We start from the raw sequence: 12,237 nt of genomic DNA on the forward strand, positions 1-12,237 counted from the left end.
TATTTTTAAAATCCTAGTTTAACACCGAATGTATAAGTTCTAGCTTGTGGTGCTGAATAGAAGTCATTTCCTAAGAAAATGTTACTTGCTAGATAATCAGTATTTACTTCAGGGTCCCATCCATCATAATTTGTGAATGTCAATAAATTCTGTCCAGAAAAGTAAATTCTTAAATTTTCTATAAAATCATTTCCTAAGAAGCCTTTTGGAAAGTTATATCCAAATGTTAAAGTTTTAAGCCTTACAAAAGAACCATCAGATAAATATCTACTTGAAGGTTGAGCCCCATTGTTCTCATACAATCTAGCTTGAGGAACATCAGTGATATCCCCTACTTCCTGCCATCTGTCAAGTTGATCTGCGGTTTGGTTATCTTCAAATCGTGCATTGGCAGATGTGAATGTTCCACCACCTAAGAAAATTTTATTACCATACTGACCTTGCATTAAAATATTCAAGTCGAAATTTTTGTAGGTGAAACTGTTATTCCAGCCAAATATTATATCTGGATTTGGATTCCCCAGAACTTTTCTTTCTGCCAAACCAAAATCATTAGTTACATAAGCATCACCCAAATGGTTCACCTGAAATACGCTACCTCCATTTAGTTCTGCCTCAGTGGGTTCTCGATTCAAATACCAAATTGCATCACCATTAGCTGGATTAGCGCCAGCAAATTCAGCTCCAAAATGAACCCCTATAGCTTCACCTAATCTTATAGTATTCAAATATCTAGAACTTCCGCTTTCGATAAACTCTTGATCATCAGCTAATTTTGTAATTCTGTTTTGGTTTCTAGAAATGTTAATTGAACTTGACCAAGTAAAATCACTCTGAGTGATCAGGTTATAATTCAAAACAAATTCTAAACCTTCATTTTCTAAGGAACCAATGTTTTGAGTTTGTGATCTAAATCCTGAAGTACCGGGAACAGGAACATTCAAAAGTAAGTCAGTAGTATTTTTCTTGTAATAATCAATTTCACCTGTTAATCGGTCTTTGAAAAAACCAAAATCAATTCCTACATCAACCTGAGCTGTTTTTTCCCACTCTAAATCTGGGTTAGGAATTTGAAAGGGGGCTAAGGCAGCACTTCCTCCATAATTCACACCAGTATATAGTCCAAAATGCTCATAATTTCCTATTCCAGCATTCCCAGTTAAACCATAACTTGCTCTTAATTTCAAAAAGCTTATTGCTCCTGCATCAGAAATAAAATCTTCTTCCGAAATCACCCATCCTAATGATGAAGCAGGGAAAAAACCAAATCTGTTATTTTCTCCAAACCTAGAAGAAGCATCGGCTCTTCCACTTAAGGTAAGTAAGTATTTATTTGAAAACTTATAGTTAACTCTAGCAAAATAAGATAAGAAAGAAAACTCATTTAATGTACCTGACCAAGCTGTTGCCTCTGCAGCGGATTCAACTTTTGTTAATTCGTCTAAAGGAAAGCCTTGGGCTGTTACGCTAGTTTGGTCTCTAGTTGACTTCTGATATTCTGTTCCACCTACAACATTAAAGTTGTGAGTATCATTAAATAACTTATCCCATCTTAAATAGGCTTTAGAAGTATTGTTGAATATTCGAACCCATCTATCCTGACCTACACCATTTACATCAGCTGGTCGACCCGTCTGTGTTTTAGAATTTTGATATCTGTCCTCAAACTGAGTCATTAAGTCAAAACCATATTCTCCTACCACAGTAAGATTATCAGTAATTTTATACTCTAAATTAGTATTCCCAATATTTCTATACACTGAAGTTTCAAATGTAGAGTTCTCCAATTCAACAGTGGCTGGATAATAAAACATTGATGGATTCAACGCATCATCATACAATTCCCCGTCTAAATCTCTAACCGGAGTCAATGGTGTTTGAGCTACTAACTGAATAGGTGTTGAAAATAGATTATCATCTGTAACCCTATTATTTACACTTTTTGTGATCCCTACATTTAAACCTACTTTCAATTTGTCATTAATTGTATGATCTAAGTTTAATCTACCTGAAATTCTTTGGAATGAATTCCCAATTAAGATACCATCCTGATCGGTAATGGAACCACTTGCGTAAAACTGAGTTTTTTCATCGCCACCTGAAGCTGATAAGTTATGATTTTGAAATTGAGCATCTTGGAATGCCTCTTCTTGCCAATCAGTACCCGTCCAATTAGGATCATTTGCGGTTTCCTGTCTCCAGTCTCTATGACCTGCAAGATAATCCATATTTGATTCCATTATTTCTAACCAAGAACCTGGATAATCAGTAGGATTATTGATGGGATCGAATCCATCTGCTAAGTCAGTATTATAGGCTGCTTCTCTAAATAACTCCACATATTGACCGGCATTAAGAAACTCTCTTTTTCTGGTAGGTTCGCTAAAGCCATATTGCGAATCAAACGATATTCTAGTTTTTCCTGATTTACCTGATTTAGTTGTAATCAAAACTACACCATTAGAACCTCTGGAACCATAGATTGCTGATGCGGATGCATCCTTTAATATGTCTATAGACTCAATATCATTAAAATTTAAATCAGATAAGGGATTGGTAGTTGCATTAGTAGCTGATTGACTTGCTGAAGTCATAGGTACACCATCAATCACATATAAAGGTTCATTACTAGCCGTTATTGAAGACGACCCTCTTACTCTGATATTAATTCCTCCTCCAACTTTACCATTCTGTGAAGTTATTTGAACTCCTGCCGTTCTACCTTGAATTGCTTGCTCGAAACTTGGAACTGCAATATTTTCAATATCTTCTCCAGATACATTAGCAATATTACCGGTCAAATCCTCTTTTATTTGAGAACCATATCCTACTACCACTACTTCAGAAAGTTGAGAAACATCATATCCTAATTTTACGTCAATCCTTGATCGGCCATTAACAGAAACCTCTTTCGATTCCATACCAATAAAGGAAAAAACTAGAACAGCATCAGGGCCAGCTGATATTTTATAGGAGCCCTGCAAATCGGTACTTACACCATCAGTAGTACCTTTAATCACCACGTTTACACCCGGAAGTGGTTCGCCAGTTTCAGCATCAGTAACAGTACCATTAATGGTAACATCCTGTGCTAAGGAATAATGACTAATAAATAAAATAGCCGTTACCATGAGTAAAAATTGTCTCATAGAAATTAATTTAAGTGAAAAATAAAAATAAAATTTGTGTGAAAATGAATTGACTAGCAGTCAAAAATAGGCTGTAAATTCATTAGGGTCAATGATTTACGAGCTTGGACCGGGATTGGTCGATTACAGCGCCTATGTCTATTGAGTGATTTCATTTGCTTCAAAGTTAAATGAGAAAAAATACAATTACAATAAAATATTACTTTTATTTAATATTAAGATATTTTAAAATACATATTACCTAATATACCTATACTTTATTTTACTTAAAAATATATAAGCAATATATTATATTGTAAATCACCAATCCATTCAAATTATCTACAGAAGTTCATAAATAAAACTCTTAATTTAATCTAAAACAAAAAGCCCTTGACAGATGACTGCCAAGGGCTTAACTATGTTCTTAAACGTTATTTCAAACGTTATATAGACCTTTTAAATTGAAAAACTTTCACCACAACCACAAGTTCTGGTTGCATTAGGATTTATAAATTGGAATCCTTTTCCGTTTAAGCCGTCTGAAAAATCTAAGGTCGTTCCTAATAAATAAAGCATGCTTTTCTTATCTACTAAAAGCTTCACTCCTTTATCTTCGAACACTTCATCGCCTTCTTTGATTTCCTCATCGAAGCTTAAATCATACATTAAGCCAGAGCAACCCCCTCCTTTTACAGAAACTCTTACATTGCTTTTTTCACTATGACCTTCTTCGTTCTTTAACTCGCCTAATCTATCTTTCGCTTTATCTGTAACAATAATCATGATTAAAAATATATTTTATTATGATACTGGGTTTAGCACAACACTAAAAACAGTAATGGTATTACGATCTCTTCCGTAGTAAAGTTTATCTAAACTATCTAAAATATTGCTCGCTCTAAAATAAGAGGTATGCAATTGTTTGTCATCTTTAGTCATCCACTGTATGGTATAAGAGCTCTCATGATCTCTATAGTTTTTGACATAATCCATCATTTTCTTTAAAGCATCAAGCTTATCATATCCCATTTCAGAATGAAATAAAAATGATTGATTATGCCTTGGATTAATAGTGATTAAATCCAGCTTTGCTTTTCCTTCAAGATTACTAAACTCAAAAACTAATTCACTACTATTCAATCCAAGATAACTTTTTATCTCCTTTTGAACTCGTGCACTTTCTACGTGTATGTCTGCTGATGTTTCCATCTTTTTATTTCTTAAATGAAGTTAAAAAATGATCTTGAGTATCCCAACTTTTTTATCCATGGAAAAGTTTCTGCATTTTTGCATTAACAAATACAAAGTTAACAATTTAGTCCCACAAAAATAAACAGCATGTTAAAAGTTGAACATATAGGTATTGCAGTTAAGAATATGGAAAGTGCTAATTCACTTTTCGGCAAACTATTTAATATAGAGCCCTATAAGCTTGAAAAAGTAGAAAGTGAAGGAGTATCAACTTCTTTTTTTAAAATGGGAGAAACCAAAATTGAGCTTTTAGAAGCTGAAAATGAAGATAGTGCGATAGCTAAATTTATTGCAAAAAAAGGTGAAGGCATTCATCATATTGCCTACGAAGTAGAAGACATAGAAGCTGAAATGAAAAGATTAGAATCAGAAGGTTTTCAGCTAATTAATAAAGCTCCAAAAAAAGGTGCTGACAATAAAATGGTATGCTTTCTACACCCTAAAACTACGAATGGTGTTTTGGTAGAACTTTGCCAAGAAATAAAAAGTTAATTACTGATGCTGAATAGAATTATAGTATTTGAGCTTCTTTTTACCTTCTCTTGTTTGAAAGGAGCTTCTCTGACAGGCCGATAAAATAAAAGTGCCTATCAATAAAAATACGAACATTCTAAATAGTATAAATTTCATAATCAAAAATATATAATTTCAAGAGAACCTCAAACAGAAAAATATGAGTGATCAAAAAAGAACAGAAATCAACAAGTTGGGTGAATTCGGCCTGATTGATCAAATTGCAAACAAATTTAGCAAGCAAAATAGTTCCACGCAATATGCCATTGGAGATGATTCTGCTGTAATTGATGCTGGGGAATATTTTCAGTTGGTTTCAACTGATATGCTTGTTGAAGGGGTTCATTTTGACCTCTCCTATTTCCCACTTCATCATCTAGGATTTAAATCTGTAGCTGTGAATGTATCTGATATAGCAGCTATGAATGGAATAGCTGAACAAATTACAGTGAGCTTGGCCTTAAGTAATCGGTTTTCAGTAGAAGCAGTAGATGCCTTTTATGAAGGAGTAAAAGCTGCCTGTGATGCATATAAAGTAGATTTAGTAGGTGGTGACACTACGACTTCACCTGCAGGATTAGTCATTTCTGTAACTGCAATTGGAAAAGTAGACAAAGATAAAATCGCTTATCGCTCTGGAGCAAAAGTAAATGACATAGTTTGTGTAACAGGTGATTTAGGTGGAGCTTACATGGGTTTACAAGTACTAGAAAGAGAGAAACAAGTCTACCTTGAAAACCCTGATATGCAGCCTCAATTAGACAAATATCAATATATAGTAGGGAGACAATTAAAACCTGAGGCTCGCTTGGATTTAGTTCATGAATTATTAGACTTAAAACTAGTTCCTACTTCTATGATTGATGTATCAGATGGACTTGCTTCTGAATTACATCACATTGCAAAACAATCGAATATTGGAATCAACATTCACGAGGATAAATTACCGTATGCAACTAATACGCAAGAAACAGCTATAGAATTTAAACTTGACCCTAATACAGCTATATTAAATGGTGGTGAAGATTATGAATTACTTTTTACAATATCTCAAGATGAATTCGAGAAAGTAAAAAACCATCCTGATATTCATTTCATCGGTTATGTAAATGAAAAATCAAATGGATTGAATCTTATAACTGCAAAAGGAAACCCAATCCCGCTTAAAGCTCAAGGATGGGATCATTTTAACCATAAATAGATCCCGAGTATGCACTAAAAAGAGTAATTAATTTATAAATTAAATTGATATTAAAAAAATGGTACGAAAAACAGTTTCGTGCCATTTTTTTTTAATTGAATGTATTTTGCATCCAAGCAGCTAATTCCATAAGTAAGGCAATACCAATATGAACTACAATTCCTCCCCAAATATTTTTACTTTGATAGGTTAAAACTCCAAGTATATACCCTCCAAAAAATGATCCGATAGTTTCACCAGCTGGTTTTCCAAAATGTAAAGAAACATATAAACCTACCATTGGTAAAACAGCTCTAGGACCTAAGAAAGCCACAAAACCTAAAACCATGAACCCTCGAAAAAGAAATTCAGTGGTCAGAAAATCAAAAGCATAAAAAAATTCAAAAACAATTGCCCTTAACTCTACAGACCAGTTCATGAATTCTAATTTAGATGAAAACTGCGGATAAAAATCTCTAATATTTTCTTCAAAAGATGCAATACCTATTAAAGGCATCATGATTAAAATTAAGGGCATATACTGTCCTATCTTTTTAACAGAAGTATTTAAACCATAAAAATTAGTATTATCCTTTTCATATTTTCTATAATAAAAGAATAAGGGCAAAAGTATTATGAAAAGGCTAGTTATTTGATTGCTCACTTTATACATAAAAAATCGATCCTGAAACTCAAATAGGTTTCTTATTAAGAATGTATGATAATGAAAGCAAACATCTAAGGTTAAGATTAAAAGCATAATTAGGCTCTTTACCATAAAGGCCTTATTCTTAAATAAATTTGGGATAGTCTTATATCGGTAGCAAATGAAAATAATTCCAAAATAAATGAACCCAAAGAGTACAAAATGGGCCAAATAAGTCCATTCAATGGGTTTTAATTGATACATCCATTTCTCAAAACGAATATCAAGTAGAAGATAATTCATTGCTGTGAGGATGGCAATGAATAAAGATATTAATAAATACATCATTGGAGGATGTATTACCTCTTTATGGAAATCTTTAAAATACTGCCAAACTGCTTTCATATTATTTCCTGAGAGAAGAGAACCTAATGCTAAAAAGCTCATTTATTTTTTATGGAAGGCACTGAATTTATATAGCGCCTGATAAACTTTGTGGATGGGCAATCCCATTACAGTGAAGTATGAACCTTCCAATTTTTCAATATGGGTTAAGCCAAGTCCTTCTTGAATTCCATAAGCTCCTGCTTTATCAAATGGCTTATGGGTTTTAATATAATCCCAGATTACATCTTCCTCAACCGCCCTAAAATAAACCAACGTCTCATCAGAATACTTTTGAATTTCATCATTAAATAAAATAGAAAAACCTGAAACAACCTGGTGTACATTTCCACTTAGCTTCAAGAGCATTTCAAATGCTTCTTCCTGATTCGCAGGTTTTTCAAGAAGCTCATTATTAATTAAAACAGTAGTATCTGCGGTTAAAATGATTTTGTCGTAATAGGCATCATTATTTGAAAAGGCTTTTGCCTTTTTTTCCGCTAAAAATGCAGCTACCTCATTATGTGGCATATCACTAGGGAAGCTCTCTTCTGTATCTTTAGCTTCAGTAATAAAATGAAATCCAGCTTTTTCTAAAATTTCTTTTCTTCTTGGCGATTTAGAGCCTAAAATAAGTGGGTAATTCAAATTCATCTTCCTGTATTGATCCAAATAAAAATCCACAAATTGTTTTAGGGTAAAAATAAGTTGATTTTTGAGGCATGGTAAATCCAGTATTACAAACCTTATAAACTTGTTCCATGCTTATTTCCTTGGTAATCAAGGCGCATTGTACCTCATTACTGAATAACTTTCGAGTGCAAGCTGTAAAGTTTCTTTCAAACTCAATATTCTCCGAACTCCTCTGTTCTTCCCCCTTAATTCCTAAAACCTTTTCAACAAAGAAATAATGTAAAACAGTTAAATCTAAGCTTTTAACTTCATCTGGAAAATTCCATTTCAGTTCATTAATTTTCTCAGGCTTAAGTCTAATTTTGTAATTATTATCCTTAAACAACAAACCAAAAGCCCATTGTTTTCCTAATATGATTTCATGAATATCCTCTGGATTTTCAACTTCTTTTATAAAAAAATCATCTTTAATCTTCTCTAATATTTCAGACTCTGAAAAATCAGGAATATTCTTAATCAATCTATGAGTAGGTAAAATCCTAAGATCATCTGAATTGGCATTGGTTAAATACATCATATGATAATTATAACCTTCTTGCCCTGTATGATTAGGATTTTGCTCCATCATCTTTTTCCGATAAAGCAAAGAGCCCTCATAACGATGATGACCATCAGCTAAGATAATTTGCTGAGGCGCAATTTTATCAATAAACTTTTTGATGACTTTAGCATCATGTATGACGCTTACTACTTCTCTTACCCCTTGATAATCTTCTAATTCTCCCAAGGGTGATTTCATACTCTCATCCATATATTCCTCCAATTCAAAATCAGGATCAGAATACAAGCCATGAGTTGCACTTACATTTAATTGTGTTTTATCTAAAACTTCAATTCTATCATTTACTGACTGAGGAATAGTGTTTTCATGTCGAAGAATAACCTTTTCATCCCAATCATATGCTTTAATAAAAGTTATGAATCCTTTCCTAACCATTTCTCGAGATGAGCCAGGTAAAGTGAAATATTGATAATAAACATAAATTCCTGGCAAAGGATCTTGAACTAAAACCCCTTCTTTTTTCCATTTCAATAGTCGCTCGGCAGCCATATCAGCGGATTCAGTACCACCTAAAGGAACTGAAAGGTGAATACTATTTAAGGGGTTTTTATAAAGAGCCTCCCTTTGTTTGGGTGAAACTACATCAAACAAAGGGCTGGTTAAATTTTCTATTTGCTTTTGCAGCTTATCATTATAGCGCCAAGCTTTAATAGGCTTGATTTCTGCCATTTTTATAATCTATTCTTTTTCCACAATGATACTTTTTCTCCATTCGCCTCTTGAGCTGTTCGCTTTTTCTGTCTTTCAGACCATAATTTTACAGCCAAAGCAGAAGCAATTTCAGTTTCTATATCTGTAACCTTTTCATCCAGGTCACTTGCTTGAAAATGCTTCTCAATAAATTTAGTATCAAAATCACCGCTGGTAAAAGCATCATGTTGTAATACGTATTTACAAAAACTCAAGGTAGTTTGGATCCCTACTATTTCATATTCATCAATAGCTCTTATCATTCTACTAATTGCTTCCTCACGATTATCAGCATAGGTTATCAATTTTGCAATCATAGGATCATAATGAATCGGTATCTCCATTCCTTGTTCAAAGCCGTCATCTACTCTTATACCAGTTCCTTGAGGTCTTTTATACACTTTCAGCCTACCTATATCAGGTAAAAAGTTATTTTGCGGATCTTCTGCGTAAACTCTTACTTCAACAGAATGCCCCTTTATTGATAAATCTTCTTGCTTGTAAGAAAGCGCTTTCCCCTCTGCAATTCTAATTTGTTCTTTTACCAAATCTACTCCTGTGATTTGCTCAGAAACAGGATGTTCAACCTGTAGTCTGGTATTCATTTCAAGAAAGTAAAAATTTAATTTTTCATCTACTATAAACTCTACTGTACCAGCTCCATAATAATTACAGGATTTAGCTACATCAATGGCTGCTTGTCCCATTTTCTCTCTAATTTCAGGAGTTAAACAGCTTGAAGGCGCCTCTTCAATCACTTTTTGGTGTCTTCTTTGAATAGAACATTCTCTTTCAAATAAATGAATCACATTTCCATGCTGATCACCTAAAACTTGAATTTCTATATGCCGTGGAGAAGTCACAAATTTCTCAATAAAAACAGCTCCATTTCCGAAAGCATTTTTCGCCTCACTTACCGCTCTATCCATTTGTGATTCGAAATCAGCTGGATCTTCCACTATTCTCATTCCTTTACCACCACCTCCAGCACTTGCTTTAATCAAGATAGGATAACCTATTTCATCTGCTTTCTTTTTTGCAAATGCAACATCCGTAATGGCTTTATCTAAGCCAGGTACTAATGGAACATCTCTTTTTAATACCGCTGATTTTGCTGAAAGCTTATCCCCCATTACTTCAATGGACTCAGCAGATGGACCAATGAATATTATACCTTCTTTTTCTACTTCTCTGGCGAAATCAGCATTTTCTGACAAAAACCCATATCCAGGGTGAATTGCATCAACCTGTAAATCTTTACAAGTTTTAATTATTTTATCTATTCTTAAATAACTATCTGCTGAGGCGGGAGGCCCAACACAAACGGCTTCATCAGCATAACGAACATGCAAGGCATTTCTATCAGCCTCACTAAATATAGCAACTGTTTTTATTCCTAGCTCTCTTGCTGAACGCATTACTCTCAAGGCAATTTCACCTCTGTTTGCAACTAAGATTTTTTTAATATCTGGCATATCAATTTGTAGTTCTATATCAAATAAAAATTGAAGTACAATGCTACGTAAATTATGTCTTTTTTACTAAAAAATAAGCCTTTAAAGCACAAATAGGATTTTTTAGGTAGCAGCTTTTTTGTTACCTTTGGGGCTTGATTAGAATAGTTATTGATATAATAAAATAGATAAACGTGGATTTATTTGAGAAACTGAAGGTGGATCGCGGACCATTAGGTAAGCATTCAAACGTAGAAGAAGGTTATTTTATGTTCCCTAAATTAGAAGGAGAACTATCTCCTCATATGAAATTTAGAGGAAAAGAAGTATTAACCTGGAGTTTAAACAACTATTTAGGTTTAGGTAACCATCCCGAAATCAGAAAGGCTGATGCTGAGTCTGCTGAGAAATGGGGATTGGCATATCCTATGGGTGCCAGAATGATGTCTGGTAATACATCTCAGCACGAAGAATTAGAAAGACAATTGGCAGAATTCATCAAAAAAGATGAAGTAATGCTATTAAACTATGGTTATCAGGGTGTATTATCAATTATTGATGCAGTAGTTGGTAGAAAAGATGCCATTGTATATGATGCGGAATGTCATGCATGTATTGTGGATGGTGTTCGCTTACACATGGGGAAAAGATTTGTTTATCCTCATAACGACATTGAAAGCTTAGAAAAACAGTTACAAAGAGCAACAAAACTTACAGAAGAAACTGGAGGTGGTATTTTAGTGATTACCGAAGGTGTTTTCGGTATGACAGGTGCGATGGGTAACTTAAAAGATGTAATCGCTCTTAAAGAAAAATATAACTTCCGTTTATTGTGTGATGATGCACACGGATTCGGAACTATGGGTGAAACTGGTGCAGGTACTGGTGAGCAACAAGGCGTGATGGATGAAATAGATTTATATTTCAGTACTTTCGCCAAGTCAATGGCTCTTATCGGTGCATTTGTTGGTGGTGATCCTGATATCATCAAATTTTTACGCTATAATATGCGTTCTCAAATTTTCGCTAAGTCATTACCTATGCCAATGGTGGAAGGTGCTCTTAAAAGATTAGAATTATTAAGAGACCAACCAGAGCATAAAGAAAACTTATGGAAAATTGTTAATGCACTTCAAAGTGGATTGAAAGACAAAGGATTTAGCATAGGTACAACACAATCTCCAGTAACTCCCGTAATGTTGAACGGTACAGTAGGTGAAGCTGCTGCTTTAGCCTATGATTTAAGAGAAAACTTCGGAATTTTCTGTTCAGTTGTAATATACCCTGTAGTGCCTAAGGACACGATTTTATTAAGATTAATTCCTACGGCATCTCATAGTTTAGAAGATGTAGATCGTACGATTAAAGCATTTGAAGCAATAAAAGGTAAGCTAAGTGAGGGTCATTACAGAGAAAATGAGCTCGCAAAAGCGTTTAAAGAGTAATTTTTTTGCAAAAATGTTGCTCTAATTGTTGTTTTTATATGTTTTTACCTATATTGCTTACAATTAATTAATTTATTTAGTCAACCGTAAACTAAAATAAGAATGAAAAGATTCGAACAAGTAAGAGACTTAGTAATGAGTCTAGAAAGTGATTTTGAAAAATTCTATGACAAAGAAAATCAGGCAGCTGGTACTCGTGTTAGAAAAGGAATGCAGGAGTTAAAAAATCTAGCTCAAGAAATCAGAATTGAAGTTCAAGATATCAAGAACAAAGGTTAATTAGAATTT

The 12,237-nt window shown here is 33.7% G+C and carries 11 protein-coding genes; 4 read left to right on the forward strand and 7 right to left on the reverse strand.

The genetic code is table 11. The features are described 5' to 3' along the window. Window positions 1-5: 5 nt before the first annotated feature. The 3 genes from QYS48_RS03795 to QYS48_RS03805 form a co-directional block, all read right to left on the reverse strand. A complete protein-coding gene (locus QYS48_RS03795) occupies window positions 6-3,149 on the reverse strand; it encodes a TonB-dependent receptor (protein ID WP_308357583.1) in 3,144 nt (1,047 codons plus the stop codon). A 438-nt stretch (window positions 3,150-3,587) separates the two neighbouring features. Beyond that, complete coding sequence (gene erpA, locus QYS48_RS03800; RefSeq protein WP_308357584.1) at window positions 3,588-3,914, reverse strand: iron-sulfur cluster insertion protein ErpA; 327 nt, start codon at window positions 3,912-3,914, stop codon at window positions 3,588-3,590. Between the two features lie 18 nt (window positions 3,915-3,932). Next, complete coding sequence (locus QYS48_RS03805; protein ID WP_308357585.1) at window positions 3,933-4,340, reverse strand: hypothetical protein; 408 nt, start codon at window positions 4,338-4,340, stop codon at window positions 3,933-3,935. 129 nt (window positions 4,341-4,469) lie between these two features. Between QYS48_RS03805 and mce the strand changes: the two genes are divergently transcribed. Beyond that, a complete protein-coding gene (gene mce / locus QYS48_RS03810) occupies window positions 4,470-4,874 on the forward strand; it encodes a methylmalonyl-CoA epimerase (RefSeq protein ID WP_308357586.1) in 405 nt (134 codons plus the stop codon). 181 nt (window positions 4,875-5,055) lie between these two features. Beyond that, on the forward strand, window positions 5,056-6,096 hold the full coding sequence (gene thiL / locus QYS48_RS03815) for a thiamine-phosphate kinase (protein ID WP_308357587.1): 1,041 nt from the start codon (window positions 5,056-5,058) through the stop codon (window positions 6,094-6,096). Window positions 6,097-6,187: 91 nt separating this feature from the next. On the opposite strand, the gene QYS48_RS03820 is transcribed toward thiL, so the two are convergent. Genes QYS48_RS03820 through accC form a run of 4 tightly spaced genes read right to left on the reverse strand, consistent with a single transcriptional unit; the run spans window position 6,188 to window position 10,525 of the window. Beyond that, entirely contained in the window at window positions 6,188-7,168 is a 981-nt protein-coding gene (locus QYS48_RS03820) for a CPBP family intramembrane glutamic endopeptidase (RefSeq protein ID WP_302103591.1), read from the reverse strand. Continuing rightward, window positions 7,169-7,759 (reverse strand): Maf family protein, encoded by a 591-nt coding sequence (locus QYS48_RS03825; RefSeq protein ID WP_308357588.1) that lies wholly within the window; start codon window positions 7,757-7,759, stop codon window positions 7,169-7,171. Further along, a complete protein-coding gene (locus QYS48_RS03830; protein WP_308357589.1) occupies window positions 7,725-9,029 on the reverse strand; it encodes a DUF1015 domain-containing protein in 1,305 nt (434 codons plus the stop codon). The genes QYS48_RS03825 and QYS48_RS03830 overlap by 35 nt, the downstream gene beginning before the upstream one ends. Window positions 9,030-9,031: 2 nt before the next feature. After that, window positions 9,032-10,525: an acetyl-CoA carboxylase biotin carboxylase subunit gene (accC, locus tag QYS48_RS03835; RefSeq protein WP_308357590.1), complete on the reverse strand. Its 1,494-nt coding sequence runs from the start codon at window positions 10,523-10,525 to the stop codon at window positions 9,032-9,034. 173 nt (window positions 10,526-10,698) lie between these two features. Between accC and QYS48_RS03840 the strand changes: the two genes are divergently transcribed. Beyond that, the gene (locus QYS48_RS03840; RefSeq protein WP_302127641.1) at window positions 10,699-11,949 is read left to right on the forward strand and encodes a pyridoxal phosphate-dependent aminotransferase family protein; all 1,251 of its coding nucleotides are present in this window, start codon (window positions 10,699-10,701) and stop codon (window positions 11,947-11,949) included. A gap of 102 nt (window positions 11,950-12,051) precedes the next feature. Further along, window positions 12,052-12,228, forward strand: coding sequence for a histone H1 (locus QYS48_RS03845; RefSeq protein ID WP_302103588.1), 177 nt, complete (start codon window positions 12,052-12,054; stop codon window positions 12,226-12,228). The last annotated feature ends 9 nt before the right edge of the window (window positions 12,229-12,237 follow it).

The sequence above is a fragment of the Marivirga arenosa genome (assembly GCF_030503895.2).
Classification (GTDB): Bacteria; Bacteroidota; Bacteroidia; order Cytophagales; family Cyclobacteriaceae; genus Marivirga; species Marivirga arenosa.